The sequence below is a fragment of the Ruegeria sp. CJ9 genome (assembly GCF_056536625.1).
This window is the reverse complement of the sequence record NZ_JBQFPY010000012.1, coordinates 47,305-67,904: the sequence shown is the minus strand read 5'-3', so window position 1 is coordinate 67,904 and position 20,600 is coordinate 47,305. Positions and strand designations below refer to the sequence as shown.

Sequence of the window (20,600 nt, the reverse complement as noted above, 5' to 3'; positions counted from 1 at the left end):
TCTTTGGAGTACGAGACGTGATACCACTTGAAAAGCCTTTGAGATTGGCCGTTGAAACTGATGCCCATGCACTTGCGGACTTAGTGAATTTTGCAGGTGAAGGCCTGCCGCTCCATATCTGGACCGGGCTGGCACAAGATGGCGAGGATCCTTGGGCCGTCGGTCGCGCGCGACAGGCCGAAATGGCACGAGAGAGGCAAGTAGTTGTAATTGACTATGGAAACGGGGCAGTTGCTGGGCTCACGGGCTATGGGATCGGATCAGAACCAGAAGAAATAGGAGATGACTTCCCAGCGTTGTTCCGCCCCTTGCAGGAGCTGGAAAACAAAGCGTTAGACAGCTGGTATGTGAATGTTCTGGCTTGTTACCCAGAGAACCGGGGGCAAGGACTTGGTTCAAGACTACTCGATGTCGCCGACGAGATAGCCCGAGACGCGGGATACAACAAAATGAGCGTTATTGTCGCCGATGAAAACGTGGGAGCGAGACGTCTATACGAGCGAAAGGGATACTCTGAGCTGGATAAAGCCCCATGCGCCAAAGATGGGTGGGAGACTGAGACCGAAAACTGGGTTCTCCTCATCAAGTCGCTGTCGTGACGCCGCGCGAAATCGGTCTTTCCTTGTGTAGGCTACTCTCGCTTTTGGGCTAACGTTGCGCAAGGGCGCCACACTCATTTTTTGCTGTACCGCCCGAGAGCCGTCGTTGGTCTGAGAGCTACGTAGGTCGGGATTGTCCGCATAGCGGTCGTTTGCTGCAACTTGCTTGAATGTCTACTTTGCGAACAAAGCTGCCATTGATTGTCCAACGCAATCGGCACTCGAATTACCTCGGTCGGTGAGTAATCCGCATTAAACTTGTTCACTTTCCAACCGGCGTCAGTTCTATTGACACCATACTTATTGGTCACCCAGCGATATGGTAGTGTTCTTGCGCAGACAACACGTTGGATCGCGAATTGACCGTGTTTAGGTTTTCCCCTTCGAAGTATCCCCACCTACAATGCACTGCCACCAGCAAACGTAGTGGCAAGCGCTGTCAACGATGTCGTCGCCCTGGGTGGGCCGTATACCGGATGCATGGGGCTGGAGGCCGATGCACAGAGGCACGTCAAAAACCAGAACCTAGTGTCGGATCGAATAACCTGAGAAATCGGATGGTGAAGATGGGACGCCGCCTCGCGCGCACCGCCGTTAGGGACGTCCCGCGAGAGGTCGAACTTGAGTTCGCTCGAAACTAAGCCGCAAATGTTCCGCAGCCCGATCACGAGAGGTTTCTACTCGCACTAACGTCGGCGCGACCAAGCCGGCAAAAAGGGTCGCGTAGTGGCAGATATTGCAGGCGTCAAACAATACTAATTTCAACGGAGCAACGAACGGGAAACAAATTGTGATTAGAAATTAGATAATTACGGACCAGTTTTGTGGTAGACTAGGATGAACTTAGCGCGCTGGGACGAAGGAGTACGAAACCTAGAGGAACTTTTAAAATGGAGATTTTCGAGCAGTTTGCAGAAGAGTATGGGCGGACAAAGCTCATCGAAATGACATTGCAGGACTATTTGCTGGAATGTCGTGAAGACCCAACTATGCGGGCTACCGCAGCCGAGCGGATGATCGCCGCAATAGGCGAGCCCGAGCTTATTGATACCAGTCAGGATGCTCGGCTCAGTCGCATATTTCTTAATCGAACAATCAAGCGATACAAGCCCTTCCAGGACATATATGGCGTCGAAGAAACCATCGAGCGCATCGTTGGCTTTTTTCGCCATGCCAGCCAGGGTCTCGAGGAACGCAAGCAAATCCTCTATCTGTTGGGCCCAGTCGGTGGGGGCAAGTCAACGCTTGCTGAGATTCTTAAGAACCTGATGGAGCGGCAGCCGATTTATGTACTGAAGGCGGATGACCAGATCAGCCCAATCTTTGAGTCGCCGCTTGGCCTTTTCGACCGTGCGCGGATGGGGGATATGCTAGAGAACAAATACAATATCCCCAAACGGTTGTTGAACGGATTGATTTCGCCCTGGGCTGTCAAACGCCTGCAGGAATATGACGGCGATATTTCCAGATTTTCGGTTGTCAAACTCCACCCGTCGAAACTGCGCCAGATTTGCGTTGCGAAGACTGAACCGGGCGATGAAAACAACCAGGACATCTCTTCGCTTGTCGGGAAACTCGATATTCGCAAGCTGGAGGAATTCAGCCAGAACGACCCGGACGCCTATTCCTATTCTGGTGCTCTGAACCGCACCACGCAGGGGTTGATGGAATTCGTTGAGATGTTCAAGGCGCCGATCAAGGTCTTGCATCCGTTGCTGACCGCCACGCAAGAGGGGTCTTATGCTGGTACGGAGAATATCGGTGCTTTCCCTTTCCAGGGTGTGATAGTTGCGCATTCGAATGAAGCGGAATGGCAGCAGTTCAAAAACAACAAGAACAACGAGGCCTTTCTGGATAGGATCAGTCTGGTCAAGGTTCCCTATTGCCTACGTGCCTCGGATGAATCCCAGATTTACGAGAAGTTGCTTGAGGAAAGCAGCCTAGGTGAATCTCCCTGCGCACCCGAGACGCTGTCTATCCTGAGCCAGTTCAGTGTTTTGACTCGGCTAAAAGAGCATGAAAATTCGCCAACATTTTCTAAGCTCCGCGTCTATGATGGTGAAACACTTAAGGATACCGATCCCAAAGCGCGGTCAGTGCAGGAATATCGGGATGCGGCCGGGGTGGACGAGGGGATGACGGGCACATCGACCCGCTTTGCCTTCAAAGTGCTGTCCGAGACCTTCAACCACGACACCGAGGAAGTGGGCGCCGACCCGGTTCATCTGCTTTATGTTCTTGAACAGGCGGTAAAACGCGAGCAATTCCCCGACGAGATTGAAAGCCGGTATCTATCTTTCATGAAAGACGATCTGTCGCCCCGATACGCGGAATTTATCGGCAACGAGATCCAAAAAGCCTATCTGGAATCCTATTCTGACTTTGGTCAGAACCTCTTTGACAGATACATCTCTTTTGCAGATGCATGGATCGAAGATCAGGACTTCAAGGATCCGGATACCGGCCAGATTCTCAATCGCGGCGTTCTGGAACAGGAGCTTGAAAAGATCGAAAAACCGGCCGGAATTTCCAACCCCAAGGACTTCCGGAACGAAGTGGTCAAATTCGTGCTGCGCGCGCGGGCCAACAATCGCGGTCGTAACCCCGACTGGCGCAAATATGAGAAGCTGAGACGCGTTATCGAAAAGCGCATGTTCGGTCAGATTCAGGATCTGCTGCCGGTTATCAGTTTTGGGGCCAAGAGGGATAAGGAAACTGAAGCCAAGCATAACGAGTTCATCGATCGCATGATCGGTCGCGGGTACACGCGCCGACAGGTCAGGCGCTTGGTTGAATGGTACATGCGGGTCAACAAGGCAGGATGAGGAGTCTATGCTCAAATGGCCCATTTCATCGATCGAAGGCTAAACCCCAAGGATAAGAACCTTGGGAACCGCAGGCGGTTTCTGCGTCGGGTTCGATCTGCCGTCAAAGAGGCGGTTGACGAAAGTGTCCGGCGTCGGAAAATCGCTGATGTCGACCAGCAGGAAAATATCTCGGTATCGTCAGAAGGGATCGGGGAGCCGCATTTTCAACATGACAGCAAAGGTGGTTCCAGACACCGGGTTCTAACCGGAAACAAGACGTTCAAAGCAGGTGACCGGCTTAAGAAACCCCCGTCGGGTCAGGATGGGCAAGGTGGACGTGAGGGGGCACCCGATGGAGAGGGCGAAGACGAGTTCATGTTCGTCCTGTCGCGGGACGAGTTTCTTTCCATGTTCTTTGAGGATCTCGAACTGCCCGACATGGTAAAACGCAGTCTGAAAGAGGTTGCCGTCTCCAAACCGCACCGCATGGGATATACTGCCGCTGGGACGCCCGCCAACCTCAGTGTTTCGCGAACAATGCGCAATGCGTTCGGGCGACGTCTCGCAATGCGGCGCCCGACAAACACCGAGATACAGGCTCTTACGCAACAGGTTGAAGAACTGGAGGCGTTGGAAAAACCAGATGCGGCACGAAAGGCGGAAAGGCAGTTGTTGCGCGAGCAGCTCGACAAGATGCTACGGCGACGCAAGATCATTCCCTACATTGATCCGCTGGACGTACGTTACAAGTATTTCGAGATGCGCCCCGAACCGGCAGCTAATGCGGTGATGTTCTGCCTGATGGACGTTTCGGCCTCGATGGGAGAGCGGGAGAAGAGCCTTGCTAAGCAGTTCTTCGTCCTCCTGCATCTTTTTCTCAAGCAACGCTACGACAAGATCGAATTAGTATTTATCCGCCACACGCAGATTGCCGCGGAAGTCGATGAAGATACCTTCTTTCACTCCCGCCAAACCGGTGGGACGGTCGTGAGCAGCGCGCTTAACGAGATGAAAAAGATTATCGAAGCCCGCTATCCGTCCGCACTGTGGAATATCTATGCCGCGCAGGCATCGGATGGTGAAAATTTCAGCGGAGATTCGCAACTGTGCGCCGACCTGCTGAACAGTGAACTGATGAAGTGGTGCCAATATTTCGCCTATACGGAGATCGTCGACGAGACCGAAGCCAATCTGATGAACAGCGAAGACAATGGTATGGAGCTGTGGCGCTCGTACCGACAGGTCGCAGAGGCTTGGCCAAATTTCGCCATGAAACGGATCGCGCGCGCCAGTGACATCTACCCGGTTCTGCACGAGCTGTTTGCACGCAAGACGAACGGAGTTTCCAATGGCTGATCCTGCCGAAGCTAAGGCGCCGCTGTTTGACGGAGCGGAATGGGATTTCGAGACCATCCAGCGCAGCTTTGACGCGATCGAATCTGTGGCGATTGATGATCTCGAACTTGACGTCTATCCCAACCAGATAGAAATCATCTCGTATCAGCAAATGCTGGACGCCTACTCGTCGACCGGGATGCCGCTCATGTATCGGCACTGGTCCTTCGGGAAGCGTTTCGTTCACGAAGAAAAAGCCTACAGCAAGGGCGCAAACGGTCTTGCCTATGAGATCGTCATAAATTCCGATCCCTGTATTTCGTACTGCCTCGAAGACAACACTATGGCGCTTCAGGTCCTTGTGATTGCCCACGCGGCCTTTGGACACAATCATTTCTTCAAGAACAATCACCTGTTTCGTCAGTGGAGTGATGCACAGGGTATTCTCGACTACCTCGACTACGCGCGCGGCTTTATTGCCCAATGCGAAGAACAGCACGGGGAACGCGAGGTTGAGCAATTGCTGGACGCCGCCCACGCGCTCATGCCGTCCAGCGTTTTCCGGCATAGGCGCCCGCCCCACTCATCGCTCGCGGATGAGAGAACCAGACAGCGTGAGCGGCGTATCGAGGAGGAACGTGCGGTACACTATTTGTGGGACGCCTTCGATCATCCCACACAGTCATCGAAAACCGATGAAGAGGCGCGGAAACGCAAGCGTGAAATGGGGTTGCCAGAAGAAAATCTGCTTTATTTCGTTGAACGCCACAGCCCAATTCTGGAGTCTTGGCAACGTGAAGTTTTGCGTATCGTTCGCAACATAGCACAGTATTTCTATCCGCAGCGCCAAACCAAAGTGATGAATGAAGGGTGCGCCTGCTTCGTTCACTATTACATCACCAACGAGCTGCACCGCGCCGGTCTGCTGACGGATGGCGCCATGCTGGAAATATTGCACAGTCATACCAATGTGCTGACGCAGCCCGGCTTTGACGCTCCGAACGCGATGGGGATCAACCCTTATGCGCTGGGTTTCGCGATGATGCAGGATATCCAGCGCATCTGCACCGACCCGACCGAGGAGGATCGGGAATGGTTTCCGGACATAGCGGGAAGCGGCGCGTGGCGCGATATATTAAAGGATGCCTGGGCCAACTATCGGGACGAGAGCTTCGTGCAACAGTTCCTCAGCCCCAATGTCATGCGCCGATTCCGCATGTTTTCACTGACCGATGACGAAGGGAAACCTTTCTACACAGTCGACGCAATTCATGACGAGCGCGGTTATCACCAAGTGCGCGACACCTTGGCGCACGGTTTCGACGTTTCGGAACACGATCCCGATATTCAGATCGTTGACGTAGACTTGATGGGCGATCGTCACCTCAGGTTAAATCACTCCATGCGCAATGGTGTGCCGTTGAACAAAAAGGCGTCCGAAGCGACTTTAGGCTATCTGCAGCGAATCTGGGGTTTTGATGTGGCGTTTGAAAACTAGGTTCGGGACCCATTGATATCCGCTTTGCGGCGTGATTCATCGTTCGAAGAATGAGCGGTGACATATCTGATCTTCTCTGGCTGAGCCATGCGCAGATGGTGCGTCTGCAGTCCTGTTTCCCAAAGCCCCACGGCAATCTTAGGACGACAGCGGACAGCGACAGTACCAGAGCATTTTGATCAAGATAATGTCGCGCGGATATCGACGCCCTATGGAAAGATTGCGCCGAGTTATTGTTATCTTCACGTTTGGGACAGCGATGCTTCTGTTGTACCGAAGGTTAATGCAACAAAACCGCATCAAGAAACCCACCGATCTGGGGCGATCCACAGGTCACTTCAACCTAATAACTGAACGGGGCCAGTTCTTTAGCAACCCGAAGCCCATCCACTTCCGAACGGCTTAGCGCCAATTCCAGATCAAAGCTCGCTGCGCAAACGTCTGAACTCAGCATGACAGGCGCAAACAGTGATCCATCTTCCTTACCCCAGTTGGCAACATCTATCAGAGCGTCCGTTTAGGTATGGTGATCTTAAATAAGTGCACAATCTCTAAGCCTGTAAAAACACCATAGTTGCTCATTAGAATGCCTCCATGCTGTTGCGTGTCTAGATGCCCGCCAAGGGCAATGGGCGACAGATCTAGATTTAGGCCTAGCCCGCGGGCAAGTACATTGGCCGACCGGTCATACTGACATTGCACCCACCCTCATCACATATGACGGAATGTCTTGCGCGCCAGTCGGTTTTCGTCGGTTTGGGCCACACGTATGCAATCTCCAACAGGCTGTGCCCCGATTTATGTCATGCCCATCGGACATTGCCGCGGACGATCATTTTTTATGCCCAGATATTGGTCATGCGGCCTCGCGATGCAGGGCCTGACACAGGCAGTGAACGCCACCGCCGCCCAAGGTGAACATCGACATATCAGGATCATAGACCTGGAACCCAAGGGCCCGCATTTTTGCGTTTAGGTCGGTAGCACCAGCCATAGACAGTACCTTGCTATCCCCTAGCGCCACCAGATTAACCCCGAGGTTTTTGGCTTCGCGGAACTCGACATCAACTATTTCAATGCCCCATCCTTTGATAACATCCACCAACCAAGGCTCCATCGCGTCAATGCAGGCCACGGCAAGTTTCTCGGCCAACGGAACGATTAACCCGTCCATGTGGACAAACTCGCGACTGATCGGGGCAACGACTGCCTCCCAACCCTCGGCGCGTACAAATTCGGCTACTTGTTCCGATCCCTCTTGCTCAGACCGCTCACCACAATAGCCAATTAGAACACGGCCAGGTTCGATGATGTTGAAATCACCGCCTTCAAAGTGTCCTGCGGTCGCAAATTTCCAAATCGGGATATTGTTGTCCTGATAAAATTTTACCGCGGTGGCATAATCCGCACGCCGACACTTCAACTGCATATGGCAAATCAAAGCGCCCCAGGGGGTCATCGCCGAGCTGTCACGGGCGAAGAAATTGCGGTGAAGGACCGGATCACTGTCCAGATAGTGACAGTTCACGCCGTTTTCTTCGTAAATCGACACCATTTCAGCATGTTGTGACATCGCCTGTTGTAGATCAAAGATCGCGCCGGTTTTGTGCGCATTGGCCAACGTCCGACCGATCAATGGGCCTGCTTCAACCCATTTGAAGTATTCAGGACGACCAAGCAGAACATCCGTGAGTTTTGCGTAATCGTTGTTGATTCCCCAATTGGGCGCATTTTCCGCGTTCAACGCCATGGTGCCATTTCCTCTGGTCTCATTCCTTGTATTGCAAAGCTTGGCACGGCAATTACAATTATAAAATTACAAAATAAGTGATACTATTTGCATAAACATACAAGTAAAGGTCATGTATGCTGCCTCCTTCCTTATCGAAAGCCGACATTCATCTGCTGCACGTGTTTTCTGTCGTCGTTGAAGCACGCGGTTTCTCGGCAGCACAAGTTGTTTTGAACGTGTCCGCTTCGACGATTTCGCGCCAGATATCCGATCTCGAAACGCGTTTGGGTCTGAGACTGTGCCAGCGAGGACGCAAGGGGTTCCGCCTAACCGACAAAGGAGAAATCGTCTATGCAGCCTCTCGCAAGCTTTTTGCAGCATTGGATTTGTTTAATGAAACCGTAGACGGGACGCGCGGGAAACTGGTCGGTCGGTTGACTATCGGAGCAATCGACAATTGGGTTTTCAATGACAACGCGCCTATCGTACCAGCTTTGTCAGAGTTTGCTCGTATTGCGCCAGATGTGGCCATCGAATTGCATTCAGTTGCGCCTGGCGATATCGAGATAGGGGTTCAGGACGGACATATCGCTTTAGGCATCGGAGTGTTCCACAATAAAAAACCGGGGTTGATATATGAGCCGCTGAAAACGGAACGAATTGGCCTGTATTGTGGACAAACCCATCCTTTGTTCAAAGCAGAAACGAAGGCCGCCGTTGATGAATTTCTTTCTCAGGCAAACTTTTGCAATCGTGCCTATTTGAACGAACAAAAAGTTGCGCCGGTTTCACGCGGCTTACGCTCTACAGCCAAAGCGCATCAGATCGAAGGCGTTGCCATGTTGGTGCTGACTGGTCGTTTCATCGGCTATCTTCCCGAAGGCTTGGCTGATATCTGGGTACGTCAGGGACGAATGCGCTCAGTCGGAAATGGTCGGTTCGATCAGAAGTCGCATATCACGCTCGTCCGCAAACGTGGTGACGAACCAAATCTGGTGGTTAAGACCTTCACAGAGCTACTTGTACGCGCATGTAAATCTGATCTGTCTTCAGATTCCTCTCTGTGGGCAAGGTCTGCTACTCTCCCTAATGGCTGATTGTCTTGCGCTCGCAGCGAATGACCGCTTTCCGCCCGAACTCTCACGTGTACCGAACGGCCCGAACCGGCCATTGAACAAGTCTCATGTATTCTGCAGTGCAGCTGATCGATGCAGACCTTAGCTGCACCGGCATACCGCACTCCAAAATCATTCCATGTCATTCAAACCTGACCAGGAAGCCATAGGACGATAGCAGGGAAGGCAACGAGCATCGCGATGGTTGCAGCATCCGCCAGAAAGAAAGGCGTTACACCTTTAAAAACATCCTGAACGCTTAGGTCATCACGAACGCCGGCCACGACAAAGCAATTCAGCCCAATAGGTGGGGTGATCAGGCAAAACTCAGCCATTTTGACAACCAGAATGCCAAACCAGATGGCGCACATAGGCCCAGACATACCGAAGGTACTTTCGACTGCGCTTACGGTTTCGCCACCGTTCAACGCCATGACGGCGGGGTAAACTACCGGCAACGTCAGCAGCAGCATACCTATCGCGTCCATGAACATACCCAGTACAGCGTAAGCCAGAAGAATACAGATCAGGATCAGCATCGGAGACATCTCAAGCGAGGTAATCCAGTCGGAGAACGCACTTGGCAGTTCGGCGAACCCAAGAAAACGAACGTAGACCAAAACGCCCCAGATGATCGTGAAAATCATGACGCTCAGCTTGGCAGTTTCCAAAAGCGCGTCTTTGAGCTCGGACCAGCGCATGCCTTGATACAGCGCCATCAGGAACACCACAAATGCTCCAATTGCGCCGCCTTCGGTTGGCGTACCCCAAGCATCGCCGCCGAACGGGTTGTAGACAAAGAAGATGATGGTGACGACGACAATCACGATGGGCAATGCGGGCGGCAACGAGAGGAAACGTTCTTTCCATGTAAATCCGGTGACTGCGGGACCAAATCCTTTGATAACGACGGCCATGCCAATGATCAGCAAGCCATAAATTACCGCCGAGAACATGCCCGGGATGAACCCGGCCAACAGCAGTTTACCCACGTCCTGCTCGACAATAATCGCGTAGATGACCAGAATGGCCGAAGGCGGGATGAGCGAAGCGAGTGTACCGCCTGCAGCGACGACACCTGCAGCAAAACGCTTGTCGTATCCGATCTTCAGCATCTCGGGGATGGCGATACGGGCGAACACAGCGGAAGTCGCGACCGAGGCTCCGGATACCGCAGCAAACCCAGCGGTTGCGAAAACGGTCGAAACCGCCAGCCCACCGGGGACCCAAGCCAGCCAACGCTTTGCGGCTTCGAACAGTGCTTTGGTCAGGCCCGCGTAATAGGCGAGGTAGCCAATTAGGATGAAAGTCGGGATAAGGCTCAACGCTTGGCTTGAAATCTTGGAGTGCGGCACCTGCCCCGCTGTTTTGACGGCCACAGTCACAGCCTTGCCGAACCGCGCCGGGTCATAACCAAACTTGGCCCAGAAGATCCAGATTAGACCAACCATGCCAGCTGTCGCGGCGGCGAAGGCCACGCGCATCCCCAGCACCACAAGAACAAGCATACCGCCCGAGACGATCAGACCAATATCAATGGGTTCCATCAGATTTAACCTCAGTTATCGTGGCCCGAGACGTGCTCGGCTTCCATTGCAGCTTGAGTGGCTGCGTCAGCTATCAGCGGGACGGCAATAGGTGCTTGATCGGGGTGCCGGATCGCGCGCCCGTAGGCCCAGAGCTGCAAAGAAAGCCTTAGGCAAAGCACGCTAAAGGCAACGGGGGCCAACAGCTTTGCGGGCCACAGCGGGATACCTATGTCGATGGAGCTGTCGCGGCTCCAGAGTGGAGCACCAAAGTCAAAGCTGCGTGCGAAATGCGCCCAGCTCCCCCAGATCAGCAAGACGATCAGCGCCAGAATGACAGCGGTTGTAATGAACTCAACGATATAGAGCGTCCGGCCTCTAAGCGCTCCAACAACCATGTCCATTCGGATATGACCGCCATCACGCTGCGCATAGGAAATCCCCATGAAGGCGATTAACGGCATGGCCTGCTCGATCCAATCCACGTAGCCGGGAAGTGGCGCATTGGCGAAATTCCGACCACCAACGGAGACTACGGCCATGACCATCAGCGAGAAAACCGCAAGACCGCTGATCAGGGCCAGAAAGCTTTCCAGTTTGTAGAGGTGTTGATCGAGAATGCTGAGACGGCTGTCGTCAGACAGCACCAGGGATGACCCGGCCATCGTTTTGCTCCGCTGTCAGGGGGAAAGGCACCCGACGCCAGGTAGGCGACGCCGGGCAGTGAGTGGATTAGCTGCCGTTTGCGATCTTCCCAGTCACAAGGTCATAAAGCTCTTGTGCTGGCAGGCCACGCTCGGTGTTTTCTGCAATCCAGGCCTCGGCCGCGGGGGCGGCAGCGGCTTCTTTGAACGCTGCGATTTCTTCATCGCTGAAAGTGACCCGTTCGATGCCGCGTTGATCCAGTTCAGGGCCCCACGCTTCCATCGTTTTGGTCTGGTAGTGGCTCACGTAGTGATCCAGTGCCTCATCCACCGACCCCAGCAGAACTTCGCGGTGTTCGTCAGACAGATCTTCCAGTGCCAGCGTGTTCACCACGACAGGGCAGTTGACGGTGCCGGGATTGAGGTTCGTCGTCCACCACGTGCCATTCTCAATGGTGCCGAAGGACATATGCGCGTGAGGCGCAAAGCTGACCGCTTTGACGATGCCGCTGTCCATTGCCTGACGCACTTCGGATGCAGACATCGAGGTCGGAACTGCTCCAACCGTCTCCATCGCCTTGCCGATGCCACCTGTCGCCCGAACGCTCAGACCTTCAAAATCGGTTAGGGATTTGGGTGCTTCACCGACACCAACAAGGTTGTACTGCGGCAGCGGAGACGGCATCAGCAGAGTCGCGTCCCAGCGGGCCAGATCTTCGACAACGGCCGGATGTTGATAAACGGCCATCGACAGGTCGACTTCCTGTTCAAGGGATGTCACGCCCAAAAACGGCAGTTCCAAGACAGTGATCGAAGGGTTCTTATCGCGGTGATAGCCAGCGCAGAACTGCGCCATTTCAAACGCACCAATCGAAATCCCATCGAGGTTTTCTTTGTTCTTCGACAGGCCACCATAGCTGATGTTGAGCGTGAACTCACCGCCCGTCTTTTCGTTCACCAACTCCGCAAGTTTCTCGACGTGTTCGGTAAAGGCGCGACGCTTGCCCCACAGGGAAACGTTCCATTCGACAGCCAGTGCTTCGGATGCAACGGTCAGCGACAAAGCTGCAATGGCCGCCCGGTTAAGATGTTTGCGCATAGTGGCTCCTCCCAGATCACGCAATGTGTTTGGGCAGAGTATTCAGGATGTGCAGCAGCCTGCCTATGAAGGAAAATGCGCGAGGAATTTCTGTTTCCCTGCGGATATCCGCAGAGTGGTTTCGCTTACAACAGCGCCTCTTTATCGAGACCGAGTTTGACGATCTTTTCGTTGAGCGTCCGTCGGCCGATTCCAAGCGCTTCGGCGGCGGCATCCATGCGGCCTTTATGCGCCTTGATGGCTTTGCCGATGAGCTCGCGTTCAAAAGCAGCAACCGCTTCGCGTAGGGTATCCGGCACTTCGTCGAAGTGCTGATCGCTTTGGATGGCCTGCGCCACCGACCCTCCTCCGCGTCGGGCCGCCAAAATGCGCCGTTCGCAGACATGGCGCAATTCACGCACATTGCCGGGCCAGCTATGTGAAAGCAGAGCGGCCAAATCGTCCTGATCGAGTTCTGGCGCGTCTATCTCATAAACCTTTGCGTATTCGTTCAAGAAATGCGTTGCCAAAAGAACCAGATCATCCCGTCTTTGACGTAGCGGAGGTAGAGACAGGACGACAGTATTCAATCGAAACAAAAGGTCCTGACGCAAGCGGCCTTCGTCTGCTGCCAGTACAACGTCTTCGTTGGTTGCTGACACGACTCTGAAGCTTACCGGCACCGGTGACACAGCCCCCACCGGCAGCACCTGCTGATCTTCGATGACCCTTAGTAGCTTGGCCTGCGCCGCTGGTGGGCACGAGCAGATTTCGTCCAGAAACAAGGTCCCTCCCGACGCCGCCGCAAGCCTTCCGTCGGATTCACCCGCGATGCCGAACATTTCCGCTTCAAACGTATCGGCCGACAATGCAGCGCAATTCAGTGCCAGAAACGGTGCCTCCGGCGAGCGGCCCAAATCATGTAAAGCGTGAGCAACCAGCTCTTTCCCGGTGCCCGTATCTCCCTGCAACAAAACCGCAACCGATGTATCAGCAAGATCAAGTACTTCTTGTCGCAAGTCTGTAATGGCGTCTGTTTGGCCCAGCAGGATGCGGTCAAGGCCTGACAGTTTGAACAGCCGGTCTTTGAGGCGGGCATTGCTTCTCCGCATTCTGTTTTGTTCAGCTGCGTGCCTCAGGACCGTAAGCAATCGCCGTGGTTCATATGGCTTTTCGATGAACCCGTACGCCCCGTCCTGTATGGCCTGAACCGCCATCGGGATGTCACCATGTGCCGAAATCAATACCACCGGAGGCGCCACTTGTCTGTCCAGACTGGCCAGCAAATCAAGCCCCGACATACCCGGCATACGCACATCGGACAGAATGACATCGGGCGACGCGCTGGCCAGATACTCCATCACGTGGGTCGCGCGCGACAGGGCGCTAACAGTCCAGCCGGCGGCTTCGAGCAACTCGAGAAGAGACTGTCTCATTGATTTGTCATCATCGACGACCAGAACTTTAAAGGGTTGCCGCTGGGTCATTCGTTCGTTTCGTTAGTAATTGAGGCCATCGGGAAGGTGACACGAAAAACTGTTCCGCCGCCATCACGATTTCGGGCCGTCATCTTGCCATCGTGATCTTTGACAATGCTGGTGGAAATGGCCAGTCCCAAGCCCATGCCTCTCCCGCTCTCTCTTGTGGTTACAAATGGCTCTTGCAACTCAGCCAGCGTTGCCTCACCCAACCCGTGACCGTTGTCCTGAATTTCCAACACCGCTTCATCATAAGTAGCTATGACAGCGATATGGATTTCAGGTGCATCCGCTTCGTCCATCGCGTCAATCGCATTGCGCAAAAGATTAGTGATGACCTGTTCGATCCGCAGTGCACTGCCCCGGATAAAAACCGGACCGGTCGGCGCATCAACTGAGATTTTCACCTTGCCCTGCTCGATGTTTGGCGCAACCAGAGCCAACGCAGCATTGACCGAAGTGCATAAGTCTACGTCGTCGAACGCCTCGCTCTCTGAGCGCGCGAAGAACCGCAATTGGCGCGTGATCCCTTCCATCCTGTCGACCAAACTTCCAATTTTTTGGGGTAGCTTGGACTCACCGGAAGATGAGATCTCTTCTGCCACCAGGTGATTGCGCATCGCAGCGATGGGCTGGCCCAGTTCATGCGTGACCGACGCGGATAATTGCCCCAGAGCCGCCAATCGGCTTGCGCGCTCCAACTCGCTTTGGGTGCGCTTGAGACTCCGCTCGGCTGTCTTGCGGTCGTCGATTTCGATAGCGAGCCTTTCATTTGCCTCCCGCAGCTTTCCTTCTTCTTCTTCGGACCGCTCCAAGGCCGCGCTTACGCGCCTCGCGCGTTGTATCTGGAAAAAGATAAATGTAAGCCCCGCCAAAAGGACAAAAACTGCAGTTACAAGCCAACTGCGCGCTACGGCCTGATCGTCACTTGCAAAATAGTGAAGCGACCAGCCGTGGGGTAAATCTGTAGCTGCAAGATGCAGACGCTTCGTCCCAGCAATTCTGGCCTGATCTCCCGGCAACTCAATCCAGTCCAACGCATCTAAGTTTTGCCCCGGAAACTGCCTGGCATCTCGAATCCGTTCTTGCTGTGGTACTGACAAAGGCGTCAACGCGCGATATTGCCAGTTCGAGTTCGAAGAAAGCAGAACGACGCCGTCTTCATTGGCCAAAAGAACCTGTTCGCCCGAGTTTTTCCAACTATCCTGAAGATTGGAGAAATCGATCTTAATCGCTATGACGCCAGTTGAAGCGCCCTGGTCGTCAAGCACTGCGTTGGCGATGAAGTATCCTGGCAGACCAGTCGTTGCCCCGATGGCATAGAAGCGGCCCTGCTTACCAGAAATGGCACTTTGGAAATACGGGCGGAAAGCGTAGTTCTGGCCAACAAAGCTCTCTGTGTTGCGGTAGTTCGATGCAGAAATCGTGATCCCGTCTTCGTCCATCAAGTAGATCGCATCCAGCCCTGCCTGTTCCGCAAAATCCTCGAGGCGTCGGTTCAAAGTTCCGGTGCCGTCTCCTTCAGCTGTTCCAATTACAAAAGAATCCTGTGACAGCACATATGTGAGGTGGGAAAATCGTTCGAGTTCGCTGTTTACCGAGCTTTGGTAAAGAGAGAGCCGGCCCTGAGCTTTCGAAAGTTCCTCCGAAACGAAGTACTGGTAAGAAATCAAATAAAGGCCAATGCTGGCGGCAATGGCTATCAAAATACCTACAATATACGAAGCTGATCGCATCGAATGCCCATGAACTGCGACGGCATAGGATCACAGTAGGTATTAGCCGTCCATCCCAAGCGTACTAAACTAACATTTGGATGTTTAGGCCAAACAAGAATGACCGAGTATTTAGAGAACGCGAAGCAATGAACGAACATGCCGAAACAACTATTTGCATTCCGCAAGCAGATTCGGCCCAGAGCCGACATCCAACCCTTTGTTTCGATGCTGCGGTCGCAGCCCGCATTGCAGACTTTCGCCGCGAACGCAAAATCCTGTTCAAACCGAACTTACACAACGCGGGAAAAACCGTCGTTCTCTGCCTGGTAGAATTGGCATGCAGTTGAACGAAGGAGCTTGCCTTCGAGAAGCTTGATTACGCACCGCTGACATTCGCTTGGCGAAGCAGAAATCTCTGAATTTTACCGCTGGGTGTCTTCGGCAGTTCTTTGACGAATTCGATAAGCCGAGGATAGGCGTGAGCAGAAAGGCGCTGTTTGACATAGTCCTTCAACTCCGCGGCCAACGCATCATTACCTTCTGTGCCATCCGCCAGTACGACTACCGCTTTCACTATTTCGGTCCGTTCCTTGTCAGGAACGCCTACGACCGCCGTTTCCGTTACAGAGGGATGTTCGATCAGAGCGCTTTCAACGTCAAACGGTCCGATGCGATAACCCGAAGAGGTGATAACGTCGTCGATCCGACCAACGAACGTTATACATCCGTGTTCATCCCGCTCCACTGTGTCTCCAGTAAGATAGTATCCGTTCTCGATCGATTTGGTGCCCATGTTTAGGTAGCCGCTAAAGAACAAGAGAGGTGAATCCGCAATGTTGACGGCCAATTGACCTGGCTCATTGAAGTCGGCGATGCTGCCGTCCTCAGCCAGAACCTCAACCCTGTGTCCTGGCATCACATAGCCAGCCGATCCCGGGCGTACCGGATGTTCGAGCCCGTGATGATTATTCACCAGCATACCCGTTTCCGTCTGCCCATAATGATCCTTAATCGGCGCATTCAGTTCGGTCTCGAACCAACGGATGACTTCGGGGTTCAGTGGCTCGCCTGCGCTGCTGATGCAACGGATCTGATCGCGCAGCTGTGACGCGCGCTCGGTTCCCGCGGCGATGATTAGTCGAAACGCAGTAGGCGCGCCTGCAAAGTTAGTCACGCCCAATTTCGAAATCACGTCATATGTACTGTCCACTGTGAAAGGCCCTTCGACCAGAGTGGTTGCATGTCCCAATAGTAGCGGGCCGATCAATGCATAGTAGAGTCCATAGGCCCAGCCTGGATCGGCTATATTCCAGAAAACATCCTCATGCTGCAGGCCGATCCCTTCGACCATGTAAGATCGAAAGGCAGCCAGAGCCTTGAGGGGCACGGGTACTCCTTTGGCGGGACCTGTAGTTCCAGATGTCGCCATCATGAACATCAGATCATCGCCGTTCCGCAAAACAGGGACGAACTCAGGCGAATGCGCGGCCATCGCCTGGCGGAAATCAATGTCTCCCGCAATAACCCCTTGTCTCGTTTCCACAATCGTCGCGACAGGCGGACAACTTTCCACTCCGTCGAGCTTGATGCGGTTCGCGGCGTCAGTCACAACCAACTTCGCGCCACTCATGGTCAAACGGTCCTGAATGGCCTTGGGCCCAAAGGCTGTAAACAAAGGCTGATAGGCCGCGCCAGCCAGGAGGGTGCCGAGAACAACTGTCACAAGATCCGGGGTGCGAGGTAACAGACCCGCCACGATGTCACCGGGTTGGATGCCTTGTTCTTCCAGCAAGTTGGCGAAACGCGCAGCTTCTTCGCGCAACTCTGCAAAACTGCGCGTCTCATGGTGCCCATCCAATGCAACCCAGTTCAAAGCACGGGGATTGCCCTGCAAATGGGCGTCACAACATTCTACGCATGCATTTATCCCGTGGCTGAAGTTGCCGAAAAAGGAAGACTTTGCCAGCTCCAGGTCAAATTTCTCCACCGTTTTGGAGTATTCTGGGGAAGTCTCAGTGTCAGAACTCGATTCCATCAAAACGTATTCCTCCAAGTGCAGCCCTTAATTACCCTGCACTTAAACAAGTCGAGTTTCCACGTTGGAAATTACGCGAACATCAGCGCAACGTGAGTGGTCCATTTGTCCCGAACCAAAGCTCGGTTTGTGTTACATAGCAACCATCGGGGGTTGCGCAGCATCTGCATAGTTTCGGCTTCAGTTTGCGACGCCAACGGCCCATTTCAGACATTCGAGTAAAGCATAATTTGAGATGACCGCTTCCGCCGGTTTGACCTCCGAGTATTGCGAAATATCGGACGGCTACGGCCCTTCGCAGATCAGCGGGAAGGCACCGACTTCTGGTATCGTGAGTGTGCCCACGGTGACGAAATCGTCACCTTCGACGGCTGTTATCAATCGAACCGAGGCAACGATCCGGCTATATTCAGGATCGGCGAAGTCGATGACAGTGTGCATATCGACATCGGCCCCCTGCGCCACGATGATTGGTATCGCACCATCAACTTCTGTTAAGCTCCAGTGTTTGCTGTCTGCGTGAATGGTCGCACTCACGACTGCGAGTCCAGGGACAGTTCCCAATCCGACAGCAACAACTGCGCCTGATCCATCAGGGGCCTCGCAATACAACTCAACAGTTGCGAATGCCGAGGTTGCCGAGAAGAAAGCAAACAGCGCAAGCGCAGAAGTCCTGATCATGAAGATTTCCCTTCGTTCGCAATCCGACCTAAAATACATTTTAGGTTCACTGTTCTCAACAAGCGTGTCTCAACACGGGTCAAAGACAAGGAAACACCGGCATCCGCAGACCACTACGTTGCCCCAAATCATTGGCATCGAACGGCTAGAAGTTAATTGAATCCGTTAAGAGTTTGAGCATTGTAGCGGACATTCAACTTCAGCACGGCAACCGAAGCAATAGTACCCCAGGCTGCGACGTGGCACGACCCAAAAGAGACGTTGGCCAAGGGCTGTGGTGTTGCAGTGCAGCTTCCGGAAAGCAGACATTTCCAGTTCACATCAAACCAACTTCACCTCGGATGGACCAGCTTATCTGCGTTTGCTGCGGCCTACTCGTGCATCGCGCGAAGCAACCCGTCACGCATGAAATACTTGTCGGAGAAGCTCTAGAGCGCGGCAGCCTATACCACGGCTGGTGCAGATGGAATCTTTGTACCGGGACTGACGATTGTTTTGGTGAGTGCTGAATTCCCTTTACAAACCGACCGCCGGTCTAGATATGCAGACCAACGGTCTGTATTGATTGATTCGGAAAACCACTAAAGCCTGACTGCCCTCTCGCCTCGTGAGTACTTAAAACAAAAACGCCGGTCGCTCCACGACACCCATTTCGTGGACGCATTAGCTGTGCCCGAAATTGAAAGCTTGAAACATGCACTATGATTCCCACCGTGCCCCACGAAGTATTTTGGAGTTCTGCGCCCGTCAGTTGCGTCGAATTTGGCAACACTCAGGAGATGTTCGAAAAAGAAATGGCTCAGTAGGAAATCCCAACACTACAACACCATTGTCCGACCACATGCGCCGAGACGTTGGATTGATTGAGGGAGGGCCGGATGATCGTTCGCATTGGTGGTCATATTGACGTGGTCAGCGATGGGATTGTGTATCTTCGCAACCTACAGGTTCAAATTTGCCTTTATCAACTCTGCGCATGCAATTGGCGAGGCATCTTCTGTATTCACCGATAAGTCATATTTCATCCCATCATGAACACGCTCGAATTGCCATCTGGAAAGCCCGAGCGTCCGGTCGCCCCGCTTTCGTTCCCGTGCCTCCAGCACGTCCAGCGAAGCAAACAAACCAACCATGTAAAAATCATACGGCTCCAGTAAGCTTTGATATTCAGCTACCGCGCTCGCAGACCCGGCTTCCGTGTTTCCAAACAACACCTCGTCAACAATCAAATTATTCCCGGCGCGCGCCATTGCAGCAACTGAACGGCGCATTCCGGAAAGTGCGCGACTGGCTGTTGGCCCGACCCGCGCGAAGGTCACTGCTTTCCCGCCCACCACACGCTTTTCAAAACTCAATCCATCTGGATCACCAGCAAGCCGCTGTGGCAACATTGCCAGGAAGGCATCCATTTCGATGTGAAGGAACGGTAGTGTCGTAATGTTCTGAAGCGCTTTTGCGATAGAACTTTTACCAACACTCCCTACTCCGTTTAGGAGAATTACTGTCGCCATTGGTCTCGTGACTGAATGATCGCTGCCAAGGTCCGTTATTTGGCTGAGGAAGGGGGTGAAGGCACAGTTTCCATCGTAACATCCACCGCTTCCGGCCATCCAAAATCTGTTGTCCCATCCGGCAGACCCAGAATTCGGTCGAGTGTTAGAAATTGCATATCGATCGCCGCCTGTAAATTGCGTGCGGCTTCATCTGCTATGTCAGTTCCCCGGGCGTCGATGGCGCGCAGCAATGCAAAATCAAAGAAGTTCATAAGGAAGAGTATAAGCTCTGCCGTCGTATCGACATCGGCGACAGTGAACGTTCCTTCGTCACAGCCCTTCCGGATGATTTTGGTCAGGACCGGCATGGCACCAGTTCTGACCCTGCGCTTGAATTGTTCGAGCAGGAACAGGTTTTTGTCCTGGTTCATGATCTTGAACATCTCGACCTGGCCTGGGTAGTCATGCTCGCGCAGGTAGTTTGCCCTTAGATGGGTGAAGTTATGCAACAGATCGAGTGCCGAAGATTTCTCGTCAGAAGCAACAACAGACATTTGCGCGAACACGCCTTCTGCCATGCCATCCAATACCCCGAACAAAAGCTCATCCTTGGATTTGAAGTGGTGATAAAAGCCACCTTTCGAAACACCGGCCAGATCCAGCACATCCTGAATGGTCGTATCTTCGAAACCTTTCGAAAAGAACAACATTTGCGCACACCCCAGTAACTGCGCGCGCCGCGCCTCTGGCTGCATATTCTTCCGCTTCGTAGGTTTCATACATTTTCCCCTTGCAAACCGACCGACGGTCTGCAATTACAGACCTGCGGTCGGTTTATATCCCGACTCATCTGGCAGGACA

Annotated in this window: 16 protein-coding genes; 6 read left to right on the top strand and 10 right to left on the bottom strand. The window is 53.4% G+C overall.

What is annotated here, in order from left to right; translation table 11 throughout:
- Positions 1-17: 17 nt before the first annotated feature.
- From ACR0AJ_RS19385 to ACR0AJ_RS19370, 4 genes are all read left to right on the top strand, one after another.
- On the top strand, positions 18-599 hold the full coding sequence (locus ACR0AJ_RS19385) for an N-acetyltransferase family protein (protein ID WP_480741667.1): 582 nt from the start codon (positions 18-20) through the stop codon (positions 597-599).
- Between the two features lie 890 nt (positions 600-1,489).
- Positions 1,490-3,424 (top strand): PrkA family serine protein kinase, encoded by a 1,935-nt coding sequence (locus ACR0AJ_RS19380; protein WP_170350198.1) that lies wholly within the window; start codon positions 1,490-1,492, stop codon positions 3,422-3,424.
- A gap of 15 nt (positions 3,425-3,439) precedes the next feature.
- The gene (locus tag ACR0AJ_RS19375) at positions 3,440-4,762 is read left to right on the top strand and encodes a YeaH/YhbH family protein (protein WP_170350197.1); all 1,323 of its coding nucleotides are present in this window, start codon (positions 3,440-3,442) and stop codon (positions 4,760-4,762) included.
- Complete coding sequence (locus ACR0AJ_RS19370) at positions 4,755-6,239, top strand: SpoVR family protein (RefSeq protein ID WP_480647860.1); 1,485 nt, start codon at positions 4,755-4,757, stop codon at positions 6,237-6,239. The genes ACR0AJ_RS19375 and ACR0AJ_RS19370 overlap by 8 nt, the downstream gene beginning before the upstream one ends.
- A gap of 856 nt (positions 6,240-7,095) precedes the next feature.
- Here the strand turns inward: ACR0AJ_RS19370 and ACR0AJ_RS19365 are convergent.
- Positions 7,096-7,989: a dimethylarginine dimethylaminohydrolase family protein gene (locus ACR0AJ_RS19365; RefSeq protein ID WP_480647858.1), complete on the bottom strand. Its 894-nt coding sequence runs from the start codon at positions 7,987-7,989 to the stop codon at positions 7,096-7,098.
- A gap of 116 nt (positions 7,990-8,105) precedes the next feature.
- Here ACR0AJ_RS19365 and ACR0AJ_RS19360 point away from each other — a divergent pair, with 116 nt between their 5' ends.
- Entirely contained in the window at positions 8,106-9,068 is a 963-nt protein-coding gene (locus tag ACR0AJ_RS19360) for a LysR family transcriptional regulator (RefSeq protein ID WP_170350194.1), read from the top strand.
- A gap of 164 nt (positions 9,069-9,232) precedes the next feature.
- Here the strand turns inward: ACR0AJ_RS19360 and ACR0AJ_RS19355 are convergent, their stop codons facing one another.
- The 5 genes from ACR0AJ_RS19355 to ACR0AJ_RS19335 form a co-directional block, all read right to left on the bottom strand.
- Positions 9,233-10,633: a TRAP transporter large permease gene (locus tag ACR0AJ_RS19355; protein ID WP_170350193.1), complete on the bottom strand. Its 1,401-nt coding sequence runs from the start codon at positions 10,631-10,633 to the stop codon at positions 9,233-9,235.
- 11 nt (positions 10,634-10,644) lie between these two features.
- A complete protein-coding gene (locus ACR0AJ_RS19350) occupies positions 10,645-11,277 on the bottom strand; it encodes a TRAP transporter small permease subunit (RefSeq protein WP_170350192.1) in 633 nt (210 codons plus the stop codon).
- Between the two features lie 67 nt (positions 11,278-11,344).
- Positions 11,345-12,355 carry a TRAP transporter substrate-binding protein DctP gene (gene dctP / locus ACR0AJ_RS19345; protein WP_170350191.1) on the bottom strand — a complete coding sequence of 337 codons (1,011 nt, stop codon included), beginning with the start codon at positions 12,353-12,355 and terminating at the stop codon, positions 11,345-11,347.
- Positions 12,356-12,480: 125 nt separating this feature from the next.
- Complete coding sequence (locus ACR0AJ_RS19340) at positions 12,481-13,821, bottom strand: sigma-54-dependent transcriptional regulator (RefSeq protein WP_170350190.1); 1,341 nt, start codon at positions 13,819-13,821, stop codon at positions 12,481-12,483.
- A complete protein-coding gene (locus tag ACR0AJ_RS19335) occupies positions 13,818-15,548 on the bottom strand; it encodes a sensor histidine kinase (RefSeq protein ID WP_480741665.1) in 1,731 nt (576 codons plus the stop codon). Before ACR0AJ_RS19335 ends, ACR0AJ_RS19340 begins: the two co-directional genes overlap by 4 nt.
- A gap of 128 nt (positions 15,549-15,676) precedes the next feature.
- Between ACR0AJ_RS19335 and ACR0AJ_RS19330 the strand changes: the two genes are divergently transcribed.
- A complete protein-coding gene (locus ACR0AJ_RS19330) occupies positions 15,677-15,877 on the top strand; it encodes a hypothetical protein (protein WP_170350188.1) in 201 nt (66 codons plus the stop codon).
- Between the two features lie 29 nt (positions 15,878-15,906).
- On the opposite strand, the gene ACR0AJ_RS19325 is transcribed toward ACR0AJ_RS19330, so the two are convergent.
- The 4 genes from ACR0AJ_RS19325 to ACR0AJ_RS19310 all read right to left on the bottom strand — a co-directional run bounded on the left by ACR0AJ_RS19325 (position 15,907) and on the right by ACR0AJ_RS19310 (position 20,554).
- Positions 15,907-17,424, bottom strand: coding sequence for an AMP-binding protein (locus ACR0AJ_RS19325; RefSeq protein ID WP_480741663.1), 1,518 nt, complete (start codon positions 17,422-17,424; stop codon positions 15,907-15,909).
- Positions 17,425-17,850: 426 nt separating this feature from the next.
- On the bottom strand, positions 17,851-18,246 hold the full coding sequence (locus tag ACR0AJ_RS19320; protein WP_170350186.1) for a hypothetical protein: 396 nt from the start codon (positions 18,244-18,246) through the stop codon (positions 17,851-17,853).
- 941 nt (positions 18,247-19,187) lie between these two features.
- Positions 19,188-19,757: a chloramphenicol phosphotransferase CPT family protein gene (locus ACR0AJ_RS19315; protein WP_480741660.1), complete on the bottom strand. Its 570-nt coding sequence runs from the start codon at positions 19,755-19,757 to the stop codon at positions 19,188-19,190.
- A gap of 35 nt (positions 19,758-19,792) precedes the next feature.
- Positions 19,793-20,554 carry a TetR/AcrR family transcriptional regulator gene (locus tag ACR0AJ_RS19310; RefSeq protein ID WP_170350184.1) on the bottom strand — a complete coding sequence of 254 codons (762 nt, stop codon included), beginning with the start codon at positions 20,552-20,554 and terminating at the stop codon, positions 19,793-19,795.
- Between the last annotated feature and the right edge of the window lie 46 nt (positions 20,555-20,600).